Source organism: Bifidobacterium saguinibicoloris (assembly GCF_019331725.1).
Lineage (GTDB): Bacteria > Actinomycetota > Actinomycetes > Actinomycetales > Bifidobacteriaceae > Bifidobacterium > Bifidobacterium saguinibicoloris.
In genome coordinates this window covers 75,005-96,818 of record NZ_JAHBBF010000008.1, presented here as the reverse complement: position 1 = coordinate 96,818, position 21,814 = coordinate 75,005, and the positions used below count along the sequence as shown (strand labels likewise).

Annotated in this window: 27 protein-coding genes and 1 tRNA gene; 2 read left to right on the top strand and 26 right to left on the bottom strand. The window is 66.2% G+C overall.

The features are described from left to right. Nucleotides 1-6: 6 nt before the first annotated feature. The 4 genes from truB to nusA form a co-directional block, all read right to left on the bottom strand. A complete protein-coding gene (truB, locus tag KIH78_RS06735; protein ID WP_219131740.1) occupies nt 7-1,155 on the bottom strand; it encodes a tRNA pseudouridine(55) synthase TruB in 1,149 nt (382 codons plus the stop codon). Further along, nucleotides 1,152-1,682, bottom strand: a complete 531-nt coding sequence (gene rbfA, locus KIH78_RS06730; protein ID WP_219131739.1) for a 30S ribosome-binding factor RbfA — start codon at nt 1,680-1,682, stop codon at nt 1,152-1,154. Before rbfA ends, truB begins: the two co-directional genes overlap by 4 nt. Before the next feature lie 205 nt (nt 1,683-1,887). Further along, on the bottom strand, nt 1,888-4,824 hold the full coding sequence (gene infB / locus KIH78_RS06725; RefSeq protein WP_219131738.1) for a translation initiation factor IF-2: 2,937 nt from the start codon (nt 4,822-4,824) through the stop codon (nt 1,888-1,890). A 225-nt stretch (nt 4,825-5,049) separates the two neighbouring features. Beyond that, complete coding sequence (gene nusA / locus KIH78_RS06720; protein WP_219131737.1) at nt 5,050-6,114, bottom strand: transcription termination factor NusA; 1,065 nt, start codon at nt 6,112-6,114, stop codon at nt 5,050-5,052. Nucleotides 6,115-6,235: 121 nt separating this feature from the next. Between nusA and KIH78_RS06715 the strand changes: the two genes are divergently transcribed. After that, complete coding sequence (locus tag KIH78_RS06715) at nt 6,236-7,039, top strand: hypothetical protein (RefSeq protein ID WP_236034478.1); 804 nt, start codon at nt 6,236-6,238, stop codon at nt 7,037-7,039. Nucleotides 7,040-7,151: 112 nt separating this feature from the next. Here the strand turns inward: KIH78_RS06715 and KIH78_RS06710 are convergent. The 3 genes from KIH78_RS06710 to KIH78_RS06700 form a co-directional block, all read right to left on the bottom strand. Then, nucleotides 7,152-7,237: transfer RNA gene (locus KIH78_RS06710), tRNA-Ser, on the bottom strand. Between the two features lie 154 nt (nt 7,238-7,391). Continuing rightward, nucleotides 7,392-8,192 (bottom strand): transglutaminase family protein, encoded by an 801-nt coding sequence (locus KIH78_RS06705; protein ID WP_219131736.1) that lies wholly within the window; start codon nt 8,190-8,192, stop codon nt 7,392-7,394. 68 nt (nt 8,193-8,260) lie between these two features. Continuing rightward, nucleotides 8,261-10,441: a circularly permuted type 2 ATP-grasp protein gene (locus tag KIH78_RS06700; RefSeq protein ID WP_219131735.1), complete on the bottom strand. Its 2,181-nt coding sequence runs from the start codon at nt 10,439-10,441 to the stop codon at nt 8,261-8,263. Between the two features lie 232 nt (nt 10,442-10,673). Here KIH78_RS06700 and KIH78_RS06695 point away from each other — a divergent pair, with 232 nt between their 5' ends. Continuing rightward, a complete protein-coding gene (locus KIH78_RS06695) occupies nt 10,674-11,657 on the top strand; it encodes a tRNA pseudouridine synthase A (RefSeq protein WP_219131734.1) in 984 nt (327 codons plus the stop codon). A 113-nt stretch (nt 11,658-11,770) separates the two neighbouring features. Here KIH78_RS06695 and rplQ read toward each other — a convergent pair whose 3' ends face one another. The 19 genes from rplQ to rpsQ all read right to left on the bottom strand — a co-directional run bounded on the left by rplQ (nt 11,771) and on the right by rpsQ (nt 21,812). After that, on the bottom strand, nt 11,771-12,289 hold the full coding sequence (gene rplQ / locus KIH78_RS06690; protein WP_219131733.1) for a 50S ribosomal protein L17: 519 nt from the start codon (nt 12,287-12,289) through the stop codon (nt 11,771-11,773). A 90-nt stretch (nt 12,290-12,379) separates the two neighbouring features. After that, complete coding sequence (locus tag KIH78_RS06685) at nt 12,380-13,378, bottom strand: DNA-directed RNA polymerase subunit alpha (protein ID WP_219131732.1); 999 nt, start codon at nt 13,376-13,378, stop codon at nt 12,380-12,382. A gap of 77 nt (nt 13,379-13,455) precedes the next feature. Further along, a complete protein-coding gene (rpsK, locus tag KIH78_RS06680; protein ID WP_003814580.1) occupies nt 13,456-13,854 on the bottom strand; it encodes a 30S ribosomal protein S11 in 399 nt (132 codons plus the stop codon). 89 nt (nt 13,855-13,943) lie between these two features. Next, the gene (gene rpsM, locus KIH78_RS06675; RefSeq protein ID WP_014484255.1) at nt 13,944-14,321 is read right to left on the bottom strand and encodes a 30S ribosomal protein S13; all 378 of its coding nucleotides are present in this window, start codon (nt 14,319-14,321) and stop codon (nt 13,944-13,946) included. Between the two features lie 146 nt (nt 14,322-14,467). Then, on the bottom strand, nt 14,468-14,581 hold the full coding sequence (gene rpmJ, locus KIH78_RS06670; protein ID WP_003814578.1) for a 50S ribosomal protein L36: 114 nt from the start codon (nt 14,579-14,581) through the stop codon (nt 14,468-14,470). 20 nt (nt 14,582-14,601) lie between these two features. After that, nucleotides 14,602-14,820, bottom strand: a complete 219-nt coding sequence (infA, locus tag KIH78_RS06665) for a translation initiation factor IF-1 (protein WP_004268611.1) — start codon at nt 14,818-14,820, stop codon at nt 14,602-14,604. A 152-nt stretch (nt 14,821-14,972) separates the two neighbouring features. After that, nucleotides 14,973-15,539, bottom strand: a complete 567-nt coding sequence (locus KIH78_RS06660) for an adenylate kinase (protein WP_214314096.1) — start codon at nt 15,537-15,539, stop codon at nt 14,973-14,975. A gap of 9 nt (nt 15,540-15,548) precedes the next feature. Next, nucleotides 15,549-16,886, bottom strand: a complete 1,338-nt coding sequence (secY, locus tag KIH78_RS06655) for a preprotein translocase subunit SecY (RefSeq protein WP_219131731.1) — start codon at nt 16,884-16,886, stop codon at nt 15,549-15,551. A 294-nt stretch (nt 16,887-17,180) separates the two neighbouring features. Further along, a complete protein-coding gene (gene rplO, locus KIH78_RS06650) occupies nt 17,181-17,633 on the bottom strand; it encodes a 50S ribosomal protein L15 (protein ID WP_214314092.1) in 453 nt (150 codons plus the stop codon). Between the two features lie 2 nt (nt 17,634-17,635). Further along, the gene (rpmD, locus tag KIH78_RS06645) at nt 17,636-17,818 is read right to left on the bottom strand and encodes a 50S ribosomal protein L30 (protein WP_214314090.1); all 183 of its coding nucleotides are present in this window, start codon (nt 17,816-17,818) and stop codon (nt 17,636-17,638) included. Between the two features lie 2 nt (nt 17,819-17,820). After that, a complete protein-coding gene (gene rpsE / locus KIH78_RS06640) occupies nt 17,821-18,564 on the bottom strand; it encodes a 30S ribosomal protein S5 (RefSeq protein ID WP_214314088.1) in 744 nt (247 codons plus the stop codon). Then, the gene (gene rplR, locus KIH78_RS06635; protein ID WP_214314086.1) at nt 18,561-18,932 is read right to left on the bottom strand and encodes a 50S ribosomal protein L18; all 372 of its coding nucleotides are present in this window, start codon (nt 18,930-18,932) and stop codon (nt 18,561-18,563) included. The genes rpsE and rplR overlap by 4 nt, the downstream gene beginning before the upstream one ends. Nucleotide 18,933: 1 nt before the next feature. Next, nucleotides 18,934-19,473 carry a 50S ribosomal protein L6 gene (gene rplF / locus KIH78_RS06630; protein WP_214314084.1) on the bottom strand — a complete coding sequence of 180 codons (540 nt, stop codon included), beginning with the start codon at nt 19,471-19,473 and terminating at the stop codon, nt 18,934-18,936. A 17-nt stretch (nt 19,474-19,490) separates the two neighbouring features. Beyond that, nucleotides 19,491-19,889 carry a 30S ribosomal protein S8 gene (gene rpsH, locus KIH78_RS06625; RefSeq protein WP_214314082.1) on the bottom strand — a complete coding sequence of 133 codons (399 nt, stop codon included), beginning with the start codon at nt 19,887-19,889 and terminating at the stop codon, nt 19,491-19,493. Nucleotides 19,890-19,972: 83 nt separating this feature from the next. Further along, on the bottom strand, nt 19,973-20,158 hold the full coding sequence (locus KIH78_RS06620) for a type Z 30S ribosomal protein S14 (RefSeq protein ID WP_003814530.1): 186 nt from the start codon (nt 20,156-20,158) through the stop codon (nt 19,973-19,975). 1 nt (nt 20,159) lies between these two features. Then, on the bottom strand, nt 20,160-20,735 hold the full coding sequence (rplE, locus tag KIH78_RS06615) for a 50S ribosomal protein L5 (protein WP_219131730.1): 576 nt from the start codon (nt 20,733-20,735) through the stop codon (nt 20,160-20,162). Next, nucleotides 20,732-21,067, bottom strand: a complete 336-nt coding sequence (rplX, locus tag KIH78_RS06610; RefSeq protein WP_214314072.1) for a 50S ribosomal protein L24 — start codon at nt 21,065-21,067, stop codon at nt 20,732-20,734. Before rplX ends, rplE begins: the two co-directional genes overlap by 4 nt. Nucleotide 21,068: 1 nt before the next feature. Then, the gene (gene rplN, locus KIH78_RS06605; RefSeq protein WP_163197700.1) at nt 21,069-21,437 is read right to left on the bottom strand and encodes a 50S ribosomal protein L14; all 369 of its coding nucleotides are present in this window, start codon (nt 21,435-21,437) and stop codon (nt 21,069-21,071) included. Between the two features lie 114 nt (nt 21,438-21,551). Continuing rightward, nucleotides 21,552-21,812, bottom strand: a complete 261-nt coding sequence (gene rpsQ, locus KIH78_RS06600) for a 30S ribosomal protein S17 (protein ID WP_214314070.1) — start codon at nt 21,810-21,812, stop codon at nt 21,552-21,554. Nucleotides 21,813-21,814 lie beyond the last annotated feature (2 nt).

Sequence of the window (21,814 nt, the reverse complement as noted above, 5' to 3'; positions counted from 1 at the left end):
TTCCTTTCAGTCCTTGGGAAACACGACGACCGGTTTGGCCTGCGTGCGGTTGGCCCGTTCGACGATGGCGGCGACGTCGTCGCCGGCGATGGCGGCGTAGTGGACGCCTTTGGCGAGCGTCCCGTCGATGCGGCGGCCGAACCGCAGCTCGCGCGCCTGGTCGGCGGTGATGTCGATGACGGTCATGGCGCCGCGCGCCGCGTCGGCCATGCCGATGGCGCGGGCGCGCAGCCAGTCGCCGCGTTCCTCGCCGGACAGGCCGTCCGGGGTGTCCAGCACGCACCGGTTGCGGGTGACGGTCTCCCCCTCGCGGTTGGTGAACGTCTTTGGTTCGGCGTGGGCGTCGACGATCGCATCCGCGGCGACGGCGAGGCCTGAACGGTCGTCGGGCAGCGCGAACCGTCCCACGCGGGTGCGACGCAGGCGCGTGAGATACCCTCCCACGCCGAGCGCGGTGCCGAGGTCGCGGCCGAGCGCGCGGATGTACGTGCCGGACGAGCAGCTCACCCGCACGTCGACGTCCACGACGGGAATACGGTCCGTCGCATCGGAGGAACCGTCGACGCGACCGTCGGACCGGGCATCGGACCGGCCATCGAACGTCGTACCCGCCGGTTCGAGCGGCGCCGCCGGCGACGCGGCGGACGCGTACCCGGGACGCACGTCGAGGACGTCGAACCCGGCGATGTGCACGGCCCTCGCCTTGAGCGCCACGTCCTTGCCCTCGCGGGCCAGGTCGTAGGCGCGCTGGCCGTTGACCTTGATGGCGGAGAAGGTGTTCGGCACCTGCTCGATGTCGCCGAGGAACGTCTCGGCGATGACGCGTTCGACGTCCCGACGCAGGCCGTCGGCGCCGCCGGACAGCCATCCGGCCGCGGCGCCGTCCGCGGTCGCGGCGAACGCGCCGTCGGCGTCGTCGGTGGTGGTGGAGGCGCCGAGTCGGATCGTCGCCTCGTAGGTCTTGTCATGTTCGACGATGTACTGCAGCAGGCGCGTGGCCCTGCCGAACCCGATGACCAGCATGCCGGTGGCCATCGGGTCGAGCGTGCCGGCGTGGCCGACCTTCTTCGTGCGCAGCGCGCCGCGGACGGCGGCCACCGCGTCGAAGCTGGTCACGCCCTGCGGCTTGTCGACGAGCAGGAGTCCGTCGTTCATGCGATGCGGAAGTCCTCGGCGTCACCGAACCCGTCGTCGGCGTCATCGAAGCCGTCATCGTCGAAACCATCGTCGTCGGCGTCCTGCGCGGGCTTGTCGTCATGCTTGTACGGGTCGGCGTCGCCGGCGTACTGGGCGTTGGCGCGCGCCTTGGCGAGCTCCTCGTCGCGCTTGCGGGCCATGACGAGGATGTCCTCGATCTCGTGGGCCTCGCCGGGGACCTCGTCGAACACGAACTGAAGCTGCGGGGTCAGACGCAGACCGGCCTTGCGGCCGACGAGCGTACGCAGATGGCCCTTGGCCTGGTCGAGGGCCTGCTGGGCGCGTTTGCGTTCGCCGGCCTCCTTGCCCTGATGGCCGTACTGGGTCCAGTAGACCTTGGCGATCTGCAGGTCGTTGGTGACGCGCACCTCGGTGATGGTGATGTTGATCAGGCGCTTGTCATGCAGCTCACGCTCGATGGAGGAGGCGATGACGCGCTGGATCAGGGCCGCGATGCGCGCGGCGCGGGGGTTGGTTCCTGCCATGGGAAGTCCTTTTCAAAGAATCGTCCGAAACAATCTGTGCGGATATGAAGCGCTCCCGCTGGCGAGGACTGTCGGCGGGAGCGGATGATGCGGGCCGGCGGGACGGGTCTGGTCCCGGCCGCCGGCCATATGACGCGTGCAATGTCGCGTTCGATGACGCGTGCGGCGTACGTCACGTGCGTGACGTACGCGGCACGCCGATGCGCTACTTGCGTTCGACCTCGCGCATCTCGAAGGTCTCGATGATGTCGCCGAGCTCGATGTCGTTGAAGGAGCCGAGGTTGATGCCGGCCTCGTAGCCTTCCTTGACGGACTGCACGTCGTCCTTGAAACGACGCAGCGAGGAGATCTCGAGGTCGTTGACGGTGGCGACGCCGTTGCGCAGGATACGGCACTTCGTACCGCGCTTGACCTCGCCGTCCTGCACCATGACGCCGGCGATGTTGCCGAACTTGGAGGAGCGGAAGATCTCGCGGATCTCGGAGTGGGAGGTGACGACCTCCTCGTATTCCGGCTTGAGCATGCCCTTGAGGGCGGCCTCGATGTCCTCGATGGCCTTGTAGATGACCGAGTAGTACTTGATCTCCACGCCCTCGCGGTCGGCCAGATCCTGCACCTGACGGTTCGGGCGCACGTTGAAGCCGATGATGACGGCCTTGTCGACCGTGGCCAGGTTGACGTCGTTCTGCGTGATCGCGCCGACGCCGCGGTGGATGACCTGGATGCCGACCTCGTCGGACACCTCGATCTTCATCAGGGAGTCCTCGAGCGCCTCGACGGAGCCGGAGGAGTCGCCCTTGATGACGATGTTGAGCATGTCCACCTCGGACTTGGCGAACTGCTCCTTGAGGGACTCGAGGGAGACGATCTTGCGGCGCTTGGCCAGCTGGGCGGCGCGCTCGGTGGCCTGGCGCTTCTCGGCGATCTGACGCGCGGTGCGGTCGTCGCCGGCCACAAGGAACAGGTCGCCGGCGGTGGGCACGGAGGTCAGGCCCAGCACCTGGACCGGCGTGGACGGGGTGGCCTCCTTCATGTGCTTGCCGTTCTCGTCGAGCATGGCGCGCACGCGGCCGTACGAGGTGCCGGCCACGATGGCGTCGCCCACGTGCAGGGTGCCCTGCTGGACGAGCACGGTGGCCACGGCGCCGCGGCCCTTGTCGAGCCTGGCCTCGATGGTGGCGCCGCGGGCGTCCATGTTCGGGTTCGCCCTGAGGTCGAGGTCCGCGTCGGCGGTGAGCAGCACCGCTTCGAGGAGCTTGTCCACGTTGATGTTCTGCTTGGCGGAGATGTCGACGAACATGGTGTCGCCGCCGTACTCCTCCGGCACCAGGCCGAACTCGGTGAGCTGGCCGCGGACCTTCTCCGGGTTGGCGCCCGGCTTGTCGATCTTGTTGACCGCCACGACGATCGGCACCTTGGCCGCCTGCGCGTGGTTGATGGCCTCGACGGTCTGCGGCATCACGCCGTCGTCGGCGGCGACCACGAGGATCGCCACGTCGGTGAGCTCGGCGCCGCGGGCACGCATGGCGGTGAACGCCTCATGGCCCGGGGTGTCGAGGAACGTGATCTTGCGCTTCTCGCCGTCGAGGTCGACCGTCACCTGGTAGGCGCCGATGCGCTGGGTGATGCCGCCGGCCTCGCCCTCGATGACGTTCGTCTTGCGGATGGTGTCGAGCAGTCGAGTCTTGCCGTGGTCGACATGGCCCATGACGGTGACCACCGGCGGACGCGGCTCGAGGTCCTCGTCCTCCTGCAGCTCCTCGTTGTCGAGGTCGATGTCGAACTGCTGGAGCAGCTCCTTGTCCTCCTCTTCGGCGGAGACGATCTGGATGTTCCAGCCGATCTCCTCGCCGAGGATCTGGAAGGTGGACTCGTCCAGCGACTGCGTGGCCGTGGCCATCTCGCCCAGGTGGAAGAGCACGGTGACGAGGGACGCGGCGTTGACGTTGATCTTCTCCGCGAGGTCCGCGAGGGACGCGCCCTGGCGCAGGCGGATGGTCTGGCCGTTGCCGCGCGGGATGCGCACGCCGCCGATGGTCGGCGCTTTGATCTCCTCGTACTCGCGGCGCTTCGCCAGACGGTTCTTACGCGCCTTGGAGCTCTTGCCGCCCTGGCGTCCGAAGGCGCCTGCGGCACCACCGCGACCGCGGCCGCCGCCACGTGCGGGACCGTTGCTCGGAGCGGAGGAACCGCCCTGGAAGCCGCCGCCCTGACCGCCGCGGAAACCGCCGCGCTGGCCTGCGCCGGACTGGGCGCCGCCCTGACCCGGACGGTTGTGGCCCCACTGGCCCGGACGCGGAGCGCCGGTGCCGCCCTGGCCCGGGCGGCCGTTGCGGAAGCCGCCACGGCCGCCACGGCCGCGACCGCCGCCGTTGCGGCTGTCGTTCACGGTCGGACGCGCCATCGGGTGCGGACGCGGGATGTCACCCGGCGTGGGGGTGTGCATGCCCTGCTTGCGGCTGAACGGGTTGTTGCCCGGACGCGGGCCCGGGGTGTGCGCCTGCTGGCCGGGGGCCGCCGGACGCGGGTTGGCGCCGCCGGACTGGCCGGGACGCGGGGCGCCCTGACGGCCGGGGTTGCCGCGGTGCTCGCCCTGCGGGCGCGGGGCGCCGGGACGTGCGCCCGGACGGCCCTGGCCCTGCTGGCCGGGACGATGGCCCTGCTGGGCTCCCTGGGAACGGTCACCGCGCTCGTTGCGGTCGCGACGCTGGCCGGACTGGCCATGCTGGGACTGGTTGCGCGGTCCCGGCTGCGCGGGACGCGGGCCCGGATGGGCGCCCGGCACGGGGGCCGGACGATGCTCGCCGGCGTGCGCCGCGGGAGCGGCGGAAGCAGGGGACGGCGCCGCGGGCCTGGCGGCCTGGGCCGGGGTGGGCGCGGGTGCGCCGGCATGCGCCGCCGGACGCGGGGACTGTCCGTGCGCGTTGTGCGACGGCTTCGGGGCGCCGGGCTTGGCCCCCTGCCTGGAACCACCCTGTTCGCCCTTGTCGGCGAAGGCGTTCTTCAGTTTGCGAACCACCGGAGGTTCGACGGTGGAGGAGGCGGACTTGACGAACTCCCCCATATCCTTGAGCTTCTCCAGCACGGTCTTGCTGTCGACGCCAAGGGCCTTGGCAATTTCATATACGCGTGGTTTCGCCACTACTTGTTCTCCTTATCGTGACCACGCGCCGGCGTGGTCAAATCCCGATGACGGCGAGCCTGTTCATCGTACGACCATGATCGTGATTCCTCATTCTTCGGCCGGGCATGCTTACGCCCGGCATACCGCATCAAGCATACTCAGTACGCTGGATGTGCCACGCCCGACGACGGGGCGGGATGCCGTCCGGCTCCCCGCCCCATCCACGTGTCCGCGGGAGACAGGTCAGTCGTCCTGCGCCTGTCCGTCCGCGGCGGCGGCCTCATGCTGCTGCTCGGCGAGCTTCCTGGCGTGGGCCTCGGACGATTCGATGCCGATCTTCCAGCCGGTGAGCTTGGCGGCCAGACGCGCGTTCTGCCCCTCCTTGCCGATGGCCAGCGACAGCTGGTCGTCGTGGATGAAGGCGATGGCGGTCTTGTTCTTCTCGCTGATCACCTGCACGCCGGTGGCCACGGCCGGGCTCAGGGCGGAGGCGACGAACTTGGCCGGATCGTCGGAGTAGTCGACGATGTCGATCTTCTCCGGGCCGAGGTTCTCCATGACGGCGCGCACGCGGGCGCCGCCGGGGCCGATGAGCGCGCCCTTCGGGTTCACGCCGTCGGTGTTCGCCTTGACGGCGATCTTCGTGCGGGCGCCGGCCTCGCGGGCGATCGCCATGATGGACACGGCGCCGGAGACGAGCTCCGGGACCTCACGTTCGAAGAGCTTGCGCACGAGCTCCGGGTGGGAGCGGGAGACGATGATCTCCGGTCCCTTGAGGCCGCGGCCCACGTTCACCACGTAGACGCGCAGACGCTCGCCATGGCGGTAGCGCTCGCCCGGCACCTGCTCGCGGCGGGGCAGCAGGGCCTCGACGTCGCCCACGGCGATGTGCACGTTGGACGAGTCCTTGACGTCCTGCTGGACGACGCCGGTGATGAGCTTGCCCTTCTGGCCGGAGAACGCGCCGAACACGCGCTCGTCCTCGGCATGGCGGAACAGCTGGGTGATGACCTGGCGCGCGGTGGCGGCGGCGAGACGGCCGAAGTCCTTCGGCGTGTCATCGTATTCCTCGCCCAGCGTGGGGGCCGGATGCGGGTCGTCCTCGGTGGGCGTGCCCGGGATCTCGTCCGCGGCCCACACGGTGAAGGTGCCGGCACGGTCGTCGAGTTCGACGCGCGCGTGCTTGGCCGCGTGCGGGGTCTTGAGATAGGCGAGACGCAGCGCCTCGGACAGGGCGTCGTCAAGCGCCTCCGGCTCGATGCCCTGCTCTGCTGCGAGCTTGTGAATTCCTGTCAGGTCCAGTTCCATTTCGCAAGACCTCCCTTAAGTTATTGCGGCGAATGGCCCCTATGTTGGCCCATATGGTCATAGTCAGTGTTTACTCTACTGTTTTATGAAGACACTTCGGGATTCCTGGACGCACACCCCCTTGGCGGCCGTACTCGCGTTGTGCGCGATGACGGCGCCTCTCGCCGGCTGCGCCGCACCGGGTCTCGAAGCGCAGGTCGACGAGGCGACGAAGCCGAGCGCATGCGAGAGCGTGTATCTGACGGCCTCGCACGCCCTGTCCCCCGCCGTCGCCGAAGCGCCGCTGATGATGCGGTATCTTGCGGCCCGCACCTCGGCCACGGCGTGGCTCACCGTGGCCTCCACCTGCGACTCCCGGTTCGCCGAGGGCGCGATGCGCGCCGCGCAGGCCTCGTTCGTCGCCGGAACGTTGGCGGAACGTCTGGGGGTGGACGCCTCCTCCCCGGAGAAGGTCGACTACGACGAAGTGGTGAGCCTCGACATGCAGGCATCCGCGCTCGACGCGATCTCGCTCGGCGAGGACCGCGCCGGATTCTCGGTGGAGGTGCTCGCCGCCCGCGGCGTGGACGGCGCCACACTGGCCCTGTCCGACAACCACAAGACCGCCGCGCAGCGCCTGTTCTCCCTGTCCGGCTCCTCGAAGGACCCACGGCGCAAGGTGTACGCGGTGGACCAGCTCATCGCCCACCCGGACACGATCGCCGACCCGGCCAACGGCATCACGGCCGACACGGTCGCCTCCATCGAGATGAACTGCGCACGCGCCTATCTGGACGCGGTGGGCGGCAAGGAGGTCACCGGCGCCGACGGATCCTCGTCGCCCTCGCCCAAGACGCTCGCCTGGCTGGCCCGCATGGCCTCCGCCCGCGCATGGCGCGCGATGGAGCTCGGCTACCCCTCCTTCGACGCCGCCCTGTTCGACTGACGCCCCCCCCCACCGACGTCACGTGCCCGACGTCACGCGCGCGGACCGTCATCGGACGGCTCACGGACATACGAAAAAGGGTTCCGGGACAACCCGGAACCCTTTGCAATCGCGGATGAAGCGAGATTCGAACTCGCGGAGGGGTTCGCCCTCACACGCTTTCGAGGCGTGCTCCTTAGACCGCTCGGACATTCATCCATCGTCGCGTGAAAACGCAACCTGTTTATTATAAGCCGTGACGGCGTGAACGCAAGTTGGCGCGTCGCGACACGTCGCGACACGTCACGGCACGTCGCGACACGGCCGCACGCCGACGTACGCCGCCGTTCCGTCGCACTTACGGCTTCCGCCCCTACAGCCTCTGCTCGTGCACGGAGGCGTTGACCCACTGGTGCTGCTCGACGTTGTATCCGGAGAAGATGCCGATGTCGAGCATGCAGTCGCGGTAGTCGCGCCCGTGGGCGATGGTGATGTAGTTGTCGTCGACCATGCGGTCGTGGGTGGGGTCGAGACCGATCCACCGGTTGTCCTGGTAGACCTCCACCCAGGCGTGCGTGGCACCCTCCCCGCCGAGCAGGCCGGCGATGTAGCGGGCGACGAGCCCGCAGTGGCGGGCCACGGACAGCATCACGTGCGCATAGTCCTGGCACACGCCCTTGCGTTGGACGAGCGCCTCCTCGGCGGTGGTGCGGATGGTGGTGGAACCGGGCGTGTAGACGAACGCCTTGTACACCTCGTCCATGATCTCGCGCGCCCTCTCGACCGGCGTGACGTTCTCCGGCAGCGTCTCGAGACGCCGACGGCAGATGTCGGTCAGCGCCTCCACGGCGGGGCCGGGGATCGTCAACGCGGAATCGAAGCGGTACAACGGCTTGTAGATCTCCGTCTTGATGTGCTCGTTGTCGACGAACGCGATGCCGGTCACCTTGTAGTTGAACACATCGTGCGGCTCGGGGATGAAGCCGGTCTTGACCACCGAATCGAACGAGTCGATGGTGGTCTCCAGCTCGACGTCCGGCTCGATGTCGATCTCGACGTCCACAACCTGCTGACGCGGGCCGGTGGCGGGGATGCACCGCAGCTGGAAACGGTGATCGGTGACGGGCGAGCTGAAGCTGAGCTTCATCTCGTAGTCAAACACCAGTTTTTTCATGAATCAGGCTCCGAATCGGCTCCGTAAGATGTGATATAGACCGCATTCCACCTTACCAGCTCGACCTGTCACGGCCTGCGGGCGTCCATGTTCATCGCGCTGAACGACCCCGGATCCTTGCGGTCGCCGGTGATCGAACGCTTGCCGAAGTCGTCGAGGAAGCTCTGCAGGCGCGCGGTCAGCTCCGGGTATCCGCGCTGCGGCAGCTGGCCGAGCAGCCAGCCGATGCCCTCGGCGAAGCACTGCGGCAACGGCATGCCGTCCAACGCATGCGAGTAGGTGCTGAGCTTACGGAACGGCGCGTCCATCTCCTCCACCGGCATGCCGAAGCGCGTGTACAGGTCGAGGCGTTCGATGTACTTGCCGATGAAGATGAACGCCTTGAGCGTCATGTCGGCGGCGGAGTTCTCGATGCCGCCCCAGAAGGCGAGCATGTTGTCGGCGATGTCGCGCTGGGCGTAGATGTCGGACGAATCGGCGGACGCCTCGGCCGCGCTGGTGATGTTCGTCACCGCCAGCTCGACGTACTGCAGCAGACGGGAGCTGAGCTCCGGGCGCAGGACCACCGCGTTGTTGAACGCGGAGACGATGGCGGAGCGCACCGAATCCGGGTTCGTGCCGTCGTAGAGGAACGAGTGGATGAACGTGTCGAAGTCCTCGAAATCCTCCGGCAGGTCGAGCGCGCGGGCGAACGGACGGAAGGCGTCCGGATTGTCGTCCATCACACGGTCGTAGAACGGGTAGAACTGGACGAGCGTGGTGAACGCGCGCTCGGTGTAGCGGCCGAGCCAGTACAGGTTGTCGGCCTTGGACGCGGTGACGAGCTGCAGCGAATGCTTGCGCGCGTGCGGCATGAGGTTGACCGATTCGATCTCCTCGCCGTGGTTCGGGATGACGCGGTCCTTGGGCGCGAGCACCCACGTGTCCTTGAAGCCGCCGCCCTGGGACGAGTTGACGATCATCTGCCCGGGCACCGAGGAGTAGCGGGTGAGACCGGAATACCACACGTGCGTGTTCTGGCCGGTCACGACGAACGCGCGCAGGTCGGCCTTGCGCGGGCTGTGCTCGCCGGTGGCGGGGTCCACCACGTCGATGTCGCGGAACTGGATGATCTCCTGCGCGATGAACCGGCGCGGGTCCGCCTTGATGCGGTCGGCGAGCTCCTCGCGCTTCTCGCGGCTCAGGTCGCGCCCGAACACCACGCCGTAGCCGCCGGCCTCCGCCACGTCCTTGATGACGAGTTCGTCCATGCGGCTCAGGACCTCCTTGCGGTCCTGCTCGAACATCGGCATGTACGTGGGCGCGTTGTGCAGGATCGGCTCCTCGCCCAGATAGTACTTGATCATCTGCGGCACGAAGTAGTAGATGGCTTTGTCGTCGGCGGCGCCGTTGCCCGGCGCGTTGACGATGGCGACGTTGCCGGCGCGGTAGGCGGACAACAGTCCGGGCACGCCGATCACGGAGTCCGGGTTGAAGGCGAACGGATCGAGGTAGTCGTCGGCGAGCCTGCGGTAGACAACGCCCACGCGGTGCCGGTTGCCGGCGTAGTCGAGGAAGAACAGCTTGTTCTCCACCACTTCGAGGTCCTCCGGGAAGGCGAGCGTGGCGCCGGTCTTCTCGGCGAGGTAGGCGTGTTCGAAGAACGCGGAGTTGTAGCGGCCGGGGGTGAGCACCACGGCGATACCCTCGGTGGAGACGAAGTCCATGGCCTTGCGCAGCAGACGCGGATAGTCGCGGTTGTCCCGCACGTGCACCTCGCGGAACAGGCGCGGGTTGGCGCGGCGTTCGATGTCGCGCGCGAACAGCGGGTAGCTGGCGCCGGAGGGGATGCGCAGGTTGTCCTCGAGCACCCACCAGCGGCCGTCCTCGCCCTGGACGAGGTCCTCGCCGGCGATGTGCGCGAACACGCCGGCCGGGGGCGTCACGCCGTTGACCTGCGGGTAGTAGCCGGCGGACGTGTACACGAACTCCTCGGGCACGACGCCGTCGTGGATGATGCGCTTGTCGGAGTAGATGTCCCGCAGGTACGCGTTGAGCGCGTTGACGCGCTGCTTGAGCCCCGCCTCGAGACGGTCGAACTCGTCGGATTCGATGATGCGCGGAATCGGATCGTACGGGAACAGACGGTCCTTGTACACGCCGTCCTTGTACACGCCGAACCGTACGCCGTTGCGGCTCAGCTCGCGGTTGATGTCCTCGCGCCGCTCCACCAGTTCCGTCGCGAGCCTGCCTGCCGACGATTCGATCATCGTGTTTCCGCCTTCCGTGCCTCATGCCGTGAAGCCCGCGTCCGTCCGTTGCGGTGCGGACCTTCGGACATGCGGGCCTCCTTGCCGATACGCGCGTCATCGTAGGCGGCACCCGTTTCATGCAGGGCGCGGCAATGTTACGAGCAGGTCACTGTCCCGCCTCGGCGCCGCCTCGTCGTCCTCCCACGATTCCCGTACGGGGCATCGGCGCGGGACCGTATACTCGTTGGCTATGACGGACAAGACACGACTGCGCATCGACCTCGCATACGACGGCGGCGGCTTCTACGGGTGGGCCACGCAACCGGACATCCGCACCGTGCAGGGCACCATCGAGGCGGCGCTGCACAAACTGCTGCGCGTGCCCGAACATGACCCGGACGAGCCACTGCGCCTCGTCGTCGCCGGACGCACCGATACCGGCGTCCACGCCAGTCATCAGGTGTGCCATCTCGACGTCGCCGAATCGACGCTGGAACGCGCCGTCGGGCACATGAGGGTGCCGGCGGTCACCGCGCTCGAGCATCGGCTGCAGCGCCTGCTGCCGTCGGACGTCACCGTCCATCGCGTGTCCGTCGCGCCGGACGGTTTCGACGCGCGGTTCTCCGCGCTGGAACGCACGTACGTGTATCGGATCGCCGACCGCGCGAGCGAAGTTGATCCGCGGCTGCGCGGGTGCGTGCTGCACATCGACGACACGCTCGACCTGGACGCGATGAACCGTGCCGCGGCGATGACGCTGGGATTGCACGACTTCGGTTCGTTCGCGACGCCGAATCCGGGCGGTACGACGATCCGCGAGGTGAAGCGCGCGTTCTGGACGCGCGTCCCGTCGCGTCCGCTGGTGCCGTCGCGCGACGACGTCGCGGCGCGCGGGCACACGTCAGACAGCGGCACGACGGGTGGCGGGTACGGCGACGACGCGGCGACCGGTTACGTGACGCCGACGCTGGAATCCGGTCTTGTCTGCTTCACGATCGTCGCGGACGCGTTCGCACGCAACATGGTGCGTTCGCTCGTCAACGCGTGCGTCGCGGTGGGCATCGGCAAACGCGACCTCGACTGGTTCGCAGGCAAGATGGCCGTGCCGAAGCGCGAAGGCTCGACCGGACCGATCGCACCGCAGGGCCTCACGCTGGAGCACGTCGCCTACCCGCCCGACGACGAACTCGCCTCCCGGGCCGAGGCGATCCGCGCCGTCCGCACCCTGCCGTAGCTGCCTGCGGTCGTCACCGCACCATGCGATGGATGGGAGCGGGCATGCGAAAGGGGTCGGGAATCCATACGGATTCCCGACCCCTTTGCTTCGAGTCAGCTGACGCTAACGACTCACTCGGCCTGCTCGGCCTCGGTGGTCTCGGCGGCCTCGGCCGGAGCCTCGGTGGCTTCGGCGGCGGTCTCCTCAACCGGAGCCTCGGCGGCCGGAGCCTCATCCTTGGCCTCGACCTTGGCGGCGGCTTCGGCTTCCTTCACGACGGCCTTCTTGGCGACCGGCTCGGTGACGAGCTCGATGATGGCCATCGGGGTGGCGTCGCCCTTACGCGGGGCGATCTTCACGATGCGGGTGTAGCCGCCCTCGCGCTGCTCCATCTGCTCGGCGATCTGGGTGAACAGCACGTGCACGACGGACTTGTTGCGGATGACGCGCATCACGCGACGGCGGGAGTGCAGATCACCGCGCTTGGCGAAGGTGATCAGGCGCTCGGCCAGCGGACGAAGGCGCTTGGCCTTCGGCAGCGTGGTGGTGATGCGGCCGTTCTGGAACAGGCTGGTGGCCATGTTCGCGAGCATCAGGCGCTCGTGCGCCGGGCTGGAGGCCAGACGCGGGCCCTTCTTGGGTGTGGGCATAGTAACTCCTTTTGCTTGGCCGGTTCAGGTGGGCAGAGGCCCGAACGTCCGAACCGGTCTAGCGGTTGGTCGAAATCGGCTGGACCGTTCTCACTCGTCTTCCGGCGAGAAGAAGGTGCCGCCTTCGAGATTGTTGGTGTCGAAGCCGCCGAGCGGGGAGGCCTTCAGGGACATGCCCAGAGACTGGAGCTTCTCCTTGACCTCGTCGATGGACTTCATACCGAAATTGCGGATATCGAGCAGATCCTGCTCGGTGTGGGAGACCAGCTCGCCGATGGTGTGGATGCCCTCGCGCTTGAGGCAGTTGTAGCTGCGCTGCGTGAGGTTGAGGTCCTCGATCGGCACGGCGAGTTCGGGGTTGGACTCCTCCACCACAGGGGCGGGGCCGACCTCGACGCCTTCGGCCTGGGTGTTGAGCTCACGGCACAGGCCGAAGAGCTCCACCAGGGTGGAACCGGCGGAAGCCACCGCGTCACGCGGGGAGATGGCCGGCTTGGTCTCCACGTCCAGGATGAGCTTGTCGAAGTCGGTGCGCTGTTCCACACGCGTGGCCTCGACCTTGTAGCTCACCTTGAGCACCGGGGAGTAGATGGAGTCGACCGGGATGCGGCCGATCTCATCGGTGTCCTGCTTGTTCATCGCCGCCGGGACGTAGCCACGGCCGCGCTCGACGGTGAACTCGATCTCGAGTTCGCCGTCCTCGGCGAGGGTGGCGATGTGCATGTCCGGGTTGGCGATGGTGACGCCCGCAGGCGGGGTGATGTCACCGGCGGTGACCTCGCCCTTGCCGCTCTTGCGCAGGTACATGACGACAGGTTCGTCGTACTCGCTGGTGAGCACGATGCCCTTGACGTTGAGCAGAATCTCGGTCACGTCCTCCTGGACGCCCGGCAGAGTGGTGAACTCGTGCAGGGCACCGGAGATACGCACCGAAGTCACAGCGGCACCCGGAATCGAGCTCAGCAGGGTGCGACGCAGCGAGTTGCCAAGCGTATAGCCGAATCCCGGTTCGAGCGGCTCGATGATGAAGCGGGAGCGCTGGGGGTTCAGCGATTCCTCGTTAAGAGTCGGACGCTGTGCAATAAGCACTGTGGTATCCTTTCAGCTTTTGACCGGTGGTGCACTCACCGGGAAAAGCGGGTTGGATGAATATTGTCTAGTAGTGCTCAGACGCGACGACGCTTCGGGGGACGAACGCCGTTGTGCGCTTGCGGGGTGACGTCGGTGATGGAACCGACTTCGAGACCGGCGGACTGCAGGGAACGGATGGCGGTCTCACGACCGGAACCCGGGCCCTTGACGAACACGTCGACCTTCTTCACACCATGCTCCATCGCCTTGCGGGCGGCGGACTCGGCAGCCATGCCAGCGGCGTACGGCGTGGACTTGCGGGAGCCCTTGAAGCCGACATCGCCACCGGAGGCCCAGGACACCACGGCGCCGGACGGATCGGTGATCGAGATGATCGTGTTGTTGAAAGTGGACTTGATGTGAGCCTGGCCGACCGGGATCGACTTGCGATCGCGACGACGGGGCTTACGAGCGGCTTGCTTTGGCGCTGCCATTGACCCTCGTTTCCTTGTAACGAACTAATTGCTTGATTGGATGGTCCGTGGCGATGGGTGTGACCCCGTGGCCCGGATCGCGCCACCTACTACTTGGTGGCCTTCTTCTTTCCGGCGACCGTGCGCTTCGGGCCCTTGCGGGTGCGGGCGTTGGTCTTGGTGCGCTGACCACGCACGGGAAGTCCCTTACGGTGACGCTGGCCTTGGTAGCAGTTGATCTGAATCTTGCGACGGATGTCCGCGTCGATCTCACGACGCAGATCGCCCTCGATCTTGTAGTTGGCCTCGAGGTAGTCACGCAGCGTGATGAGCTGCTCGTCGGTCAGATCCTTGACGCGGATGTCCGGGTTGATACCGGTCGCGGCAAGCGTTTCCTTGGCACGAGTGCGACCCACACCGAAAATGTAGGTGAGGGCGATCTCGATGCGCTTCTCATTGGGGATGTCGACTCCGGCAAGACGTGCCATTGCGATTCCTTCTGGTTGACGTAGGTCTTGCACCCACTCGTCCGGCGTTCCGGCACGGGCCTACGTACCCGTGGTTCAGTGTCGTTCCCTTGCGGGAAGCACTGTGAATGAGTGCCTTATTGGTTGTGCCGCTGGAGAATCTGCTCTCAGCCCTGACGCTGCTTGTGGCGGGGGTTGGTGCAGATCACCATGACGCGGCCGTGACGACGGATCACGCGGCAGTTCTCGCAGATCCTCTTGACACTAGGGCTGACCTTCATGGTTTTCCTTTGCTTGTACCTTACTTGTAACGGTACGTAATACGGCCACGGTTGAGATCGTACGGGCTCATTTCGAGCACCACGCGGTCCTGGGGAAGGATACGGATGTAGTTCTTCCTCATCTTGCCGGAGATGGTGGCGAGCACGATGTGCTTGTTCTCGAGTTCGACGCGGAACATCGCGTTGGGAAGGGCTTCGACCACCCGTCCTTCGACTTCAATCACACCGTCTTTTGCCATGGGCTCCCGCTTCCGTTGGATTGGCTGCATTACATGAGGTGCATCCTAAGACACACCAAACTACTAGAATACACAGGGGCCGGACTATCCGACACATGGCGTGTCAGATGGTCCGGCCCCTGCGTGTCGCGGGTCGATGGCCGCCGATCGGGTCAGCGGGCGTCGAGCGCGGCGACGATGTTCTTCTGGATGGCGTCGATGTCGCCGACGCCGTCGATCTCGACGAGCTGGCCGCGGGACTTGTAGGTGTCCAGCAGCGGCGCGGTCTCCTTGGCGTAGGTGGCGAGGCGCTTGGCGATGGCCTCCGGGTTGTCGTCGGTACGGCCCTGCTCCTCGGCGCGCTTGGCGATGCGGTGCATGAGGACCTCGTGGTCGGCGTCGAGCGCCACGACCGCGTCGAGCGGGGTGCCGAGCTCCTCGAGCATGGCATCAAGCGCCTCGACCTGGGCGGCGTTGCGCGGGTAGCCGTCGAGGATCCAGCCGTTCTTGGCGTCGTCCTGCGCGAGGCGGTCCTTGACGATGGAGTTGGTCAGCTCGTCCGGGACGAGCTCGCCCTTGTCGGTGTAGGCGATGACCTTGAGGCCGAGCTCGGTCTTGCCCTTGATGTTGGCGCGGAAGATGTCGCCGGTGGAGATGGCCGGGATGCCGTAGTGCTCGGCGAGCAGCGCGGCCTGGGTGCCCTTGCCGACGCCCTGGGGGCCCATGATGAGAAGACGCATGTTATTGCCTCACTTTCCTTCGACGTGGTCGGTGTTTTCGAACAGGAATCCGGCGTACTGGAACTGTTCGGTCTGGGCCTTGGCCTGACGAAGCGTGTCAAGGCCGACGCCCGCGATGATCAGGATGGTGGTGCCGCCGAACGGCAGCTTGGTGTTGAGTCCGAGCGCCATGATGAGGACTGTCGGGATGAGCGCCACGAAGAGCAGGTAGACGGCGCCGACCGTGTTGAGTCGGTTCATCACGTAGTTCAGGTAGCGGCTGGTGGCGTTGCCCGCGCGGATGCCCGGGATGAATCCGCCGTACTGCTTCATGTTGTCGGCCGTCTCGTCCGGGTTGAACGTGATGGACGTGTAGAAGAAGCAGAAGAACACGATCATGAGGGCGTACAGGGCGATGTACCAGACGCTGGTGGTGTCGGCCAGGTTCGCGTTGATCCAGTCGACCCAGGACTGTCCGGACTTGCCGAACTGGGCGATGAGGGTCGGGATGGCCAGGATGGACGAGGCGAAGATCGGCGGGATGACGCCCGACATGTTGATCTTCAGCGGCAGGTAGGTGGAGGAGCCGCCGTACATCTTGCGGCCGATCATGCGGCGCGTGTACTGCACGGGGATGCGGCGCTGGCACAGCTCGACGAAGTCCACGAAGATGAGGATGACGACGAGGACGGAGACGACGATGGCGAACTTGGTCCAGTCGCCGTCGGTGCCGTTGGTGCCCCAGCCGATCTCCCACAGCTGCGGCAGGAAGCCGGAGCAGATGGACATGAAGATGAGCACGGACATACCCTGGCCGATGCCCTTGTCGGTGATGAGCTCGGCCATCCACATGATGAGGCCGGTGCCGCCGGTCATGATGAGCACCATGACGATGAGGTTCCAGACGGAGCCGTCCGGGATGACCTGGGAGCAGGAGTAGTTGAAGAGCGCGCCGGAGCGTGCGGTGACGAGGATGGTGGTGGACTGAAGCACCGCGAGGCCGATGGTGAGGTAACGCGTGTACTGCGTGAGCTTGGCCTCGCCGGACTGGCCTTCCTTGTGGAGGGCCTCGAAGCGCGGGATGACCACGCGCAGCAGCTGGACCACGATGGATGCGGTGATGTACGGCATGACGCCCAGCGCGAAGATCGACAGCTGGAGCATGGCGCCGCCGGAGAACAGGTTGACCAGGCCGACGAAGTTCTCCTGGTTGCCCTGCAGGGTGGCGATGCACTTCTGGGCCACGGTGTAGTCCACGCCCGGGGTGGGGATGAACGATCCAATGCGGTAGATGATGATGATGAACAGTACGAAGAGAATCTTCTTGCGAAGCTCCTTCGTCTTCAGGGCCTGGATTAACGTCCTCACCTGGGTTCCTCCTATGCCGTGCCTCGCGCACGGCTACGCATGCTCGTTTTTGAACGCTAACGCACGAGCATAGCCTATTGTGCCTACTTTGCGCCACCGTGTTCCACGTCTGAGGACCGTCGCGCGGTGTCCGGCGTACATCCGCCGCATGTCCTCCGCACGTCCCCCGTACGTCACGTCGGCCGTCCGACGTGACCCGTCACACGGTCGTCTTTCGATACGGAATGACCCCCTTGCGTACGAGACGCAAGGGGGTCATTTCCTATGATGCCTGCGGTGGCGTCAGGTCGGGGATCAGTCCTCGACGATGCTGCCGCCGGCGGCCTCGATCTTCGCCTTGGCGGAGGCGGAGGCCTTCACGCCCTTGAGCGTGAACTTGGCGGAGGTCTCGCCCTCGGCGAGGACCTTCACCGGGAAGCCATCGCGCACGGCGCCCTTGGCGACCAGATCGGCCACGGACACCTCGCCGCCCTCCGGGAAGAGCTTGGCGAGCTTGGCGATGTTGACGACCTGGAACTCGGTCTTGAACGGGTTCCGGAAGCCGCGCAGCTTCGGCAGGCGCATGTACAGCGGCAGCTGGCCGCCTTCGAAGCCAGGACGCACGTGGTTGCGCTTGGTCTGGCCCTTGGCGCCGCGGCCGGCGGTCTTGCCCTTGGAGCCCTCACCACGGCCAACGCGGGTACGATCCTTGTTGGCGCCCGGGGCGGGCTTCAGGTCATGCATCTGCAGGATCTCGTTGTCTGCCATAATCAGTCGACCTCCTCAACGGTGACCAGGTGACGCAGGACGAGCACCATGCCACGCACGGACTTGGTGTCCTCACGGACGACCGTCTGGCCGATCTTGCGCAGGCCCAGGGTCTGGGCGGTGGCGCGCTGCTTCGGCGTACGGTTCACGAGACCGTGGTGGAGCGTAATCTTCAGGTTGGCCATGCTCACTCACCATCCTTCGCTTCGGCGGCCTTGGCGGCCTGGGCCTCTTCACGGGCCTTGCGGGCCTCGGCGATGCCGAGGGCGCGGGCACGCAGCAGGGCGTCCGGGGCGACCTCCTCGAGGGAGAGTCCACGACGGGCGGCGATCTCCTCCGGCTCCTCAAGCTGCTTGAGGGCGGCGACGGTCGCGCGGACCATGTTGATGGCGGTCGGGGAGCCCATGGACTTGGTCAGCACGTCGGTGATGCCGGCGCACTCCATGACGGCGCGCACCGGGCCACCGGCGATAACGCCGGTACCGGGGGCGGCCGGGCGCAGCAGGACGGTGCCCGCGGCGTCGTGGCCGATCACCGGGTGGGTGACGGTGCCGCGGACGCGCGGCACGCTGAACATGTGCTTCTTGGCGTCCAGCTGGCCCTTGGCGATGGCGGCCGGAACCTCACGGGACTTGCCGTAGCCGACACCCACGGTGCCGTTGCCGTCGCCGACCACCACGAGGGCGGCGAAGCTGAACGTACGGCCACCCTTGTGGGTCTTGGACACGCGGTTGATGGTCACGACGCGATCGAGGAGCTCATCGCCCTTGTTCTCTTCGCGACGGTTGCGACGCTCACCGCGGCGGCCTTCGCCGCGACGACCGCCACGGCGGCCACCACGACGCTCGTCGTTGTTGTTCTCTTCAGCCGGAGCAGCCTGAGTGTTCTGAGTCTCTTCAGCCACTTGGGTTTCCTTCGTTTCTTCGCTCACAGTGCCAGACCTCCCTCACGGGCGCCTTCGGCGACGGCCGCGACACGACCGGTGTACTTGTTGCCACCGCGGTCGAACACGACGGCCTCGATACCGGCTGCCTTGGCCTTTTCGGCCACGAGCAGGCCGACCTTCTTCGCGGCTTCGACCTTGGTGCCTTCGAAGCCGGCGAAGTCGGCGGTCAGGGTCGAGGCGGACACGAGGGTCTTGCCCACGGTGTCGTCGACGATCTGGGCCACCATGTGGCGGTTGGAACGGCTGACCACCAGGCGCGGACGCTCGGCGGTGCCGATGATGTGCTTGCGGATGCGGGCGTGGCGGCGCAGACGAGCGACCTTCTTGCCCTTACCGAGAATCTTGACGCTCATATCACTTACCAGCCTTTCCAGCCTTGCGCAGAATATGCTCGTCGGCGTACTTCACACCCTTGCCCTTGTAGGGTTCCGGGGCGCGCAGCTTGCGGATGTTGGCGGCGACCTGGCCGACCTGCTGCTTGTCGGTGCCCTCGACGACCACGTGGGTCGGGTCGGTGACCTTCAGCGTGATGCCTTCCGGCGGGTTCACCGTGATGGTGTGGGAGTAGCCGAGGAAGAACTCGATGCCCTTGCCCTTGGCGACGGCGCGGTAACCGGTGCCGACGATCTCGAGGGTCTTGGAGTAGCCATCGTGCACGCCCTTGACCATGCCGGCCATGATGGAGCGGGCCAGACCGTGCTTCGCACGGGTCGGACGGAGGTCGTCCGCGGCCACGACGATGATCTCGTTGCCTTCCACGGAGGCGGAGATGCCTTCCGGCAGGACGTAGGAGTCGGAGCCCTTCGCGCCCTTGGCCTCGAAGTTCTGACCGTCGATCTTGACCTCAACGCCAGCGGGGATGGCGATGGGGAGCTTACCAATATGCGATGCCATGTGTCAGCTCTCCTTTCTCACCACACGTAGGCGACGATCTCGCCGCCGATGCCTCGGTCGAGGCATTCCTTCTGGGTCAGCAGTCCCGACGAGGTCGAGATGATGGCGATGCCGAGGCCACCGAGCGGCATCGGCAGGGAGTCGGACTTCGCGTAGCGACGCAGGCCCGGCTTGGAGACGCGCTTGATGCCCTGGATGGAACGCTCGCCGTTGGGGCCGTACTTGAGGGTGACCTCAAGGGTCTGACCGACCTTGGCCTCCTTGGCGGTGAAGTCCTTGATGAAGCCTTCGCGCTTCAGGATCTCCGCGATGTTCTTCTTGAACTTGGAGTACGGCATGTCCACGGTCTCGTGCTTCGCCGCGCTCGCGTTACGCAGACGCGTAAGCATGTCTGCGATCGGATCTGTCATTGTCATGTGGGCTAGTGCCCTTTCTCGCCGTGGTTTCCGCCGCCGGCCCCCGCGAGGGGGCTAGGGCCGCGGACCTTCAGCGTCGATGTTTACCAACTGGACTTCGTAACGCCGGGGAGCTCGCCGCGGTGGGCCTTCTCGCGAAGGCAGATGCGGCACAGGCCGAACTTACGGTAGACGGAGTGGGGACGGCCGCAGACCTGGCAACGCGTGTAGGCACGCACCTTGAACTTCGGCTTGCCGGCCGCCTTGTTCTTAAGAGCGGTTTTTGCCATATCAGTTCTCCTTGAAGGGGAAGCCGAGGTGCTTGAGCAGCGCGTAGGCCTCCTTGTCGTCCTTGGTGCTGGTCACGACGGTGATGTCCATACCACGCTGGTGATCGATCGAATCCGGGTCGATCTCGTGGAACATGGACTGCTCCGTCAGGCCGAAGTTGTAGTTGCCCTGACCATCGAACTGGTGGCCGTTGATGCCGCGGAAATCGCGGATACGCGGCAGCGCCATGGTCAGCAGACGATCGAGGAACTCCCACATGCGGTCGCCACGCAGGGTGACGTACGCACCGATGGCCTGGCCCTCACGCAGGTGGAACTGCGCGACGGACTTCTTGGCCTTGGTGATCTTCGGCTTCTGGCCGGTGATCAGGGTGAGGTCCTTGACGGCGCCCTCGATGAGCTTGGAGTCACGCGCGGCGGCGCCGACGCCCATGGAGACGACGACCTTCTGCACGCGGGCCACCTGCATCGGGTTGGAGTACTTGAACTCCTTCTCGAGCTCGGGGACGATCTGCTCGTTGTACTGGACCTTCAAGCGCGGGGTGGCCGGCGCTTCGACGGTAGTGGTGTCGCTCATGCCAGCTCCTTTCCGGACTTCTTGGCGACGCGGACGCGCACGTTCTTGACCTTGCCGTCACGCGCTTCCTGCTTGACGATGATGCCCACGCGGGTCGGCTTGCCGGTCTCCGGGTCGATCACCATCACGTTGGAACGGTGGATCGGCGCCTCGACGGAGACGATGCCGGCCTGCTGGCCCTGCTGGGTGGCGCGGACGTGCTTCTTGACGATCTGGACGCCTTCGACGATCAGACGGTCGTTGGGCAGCACGCGGAGGACCTTGCCCTCCTTGCCGCGGTCCTTGCCGCGGATGACCTTCACCTGGTCGCCGCTCTTGATCTTGGCTGCCATGTCAGATCACCTCCGGGGCGAGGGACACGATGCGCATGAACTTCTTGTCGCGAAGCTCACGGGCGATCGGTCCGAAGATACGAGTGCCCTTCGGTTCACGGCCGGAGCCGAGAATGACGGCGGCGTTCTCGTCGAACTTGATGTAGGAGCCGTCCACGCGACGGGACTCCTTGACGGTACGGACGACGACGGCCTTGACCACGTCGCCCTTCTTGACCGATCCGCCAGGGATCGCGTCCTTGACCGAGGCGACGATGACGTCGCCCAGGCCGGCATAGCGTCGCTTCGAACCACCGAGCACGCGGATGGCAAGGAGTTCCTTGGCACCCGTGTTGTCGGCGACATGAAGCCGCGTTTCCTGCTGAATCATTGATTCTCCTTAGCCGAGCTGGTTCTCCCCGCACACCGGGCGCGGTAGAGGAATAAGCACAGAATACCTATTCATACCGCGCCCGGTGGACGGCGAGCCTTGCCGAACTTGTTTTTACTTGGCGCGCTCGATAATGGATTCGAGACGCCAACGCTTGGTCTTGCTCAGAGGCCGAGTCTCCATGATACTCACGAGGTCGCCAATTCGGGCCTCGTTGTGTTCATCATGGGCCTTCACCCTCTTGGTGGTGCGCACGACCTTGCCGTACAGCGGGTGGGTCGAACGCTTCTCGAGCTCGACGGTGATCGTCTTGTCCATCTTGTCGGACACGACGTAACCGCGACGAACCTTGCGGAAGTTGCGCTCTTCAGCCATGA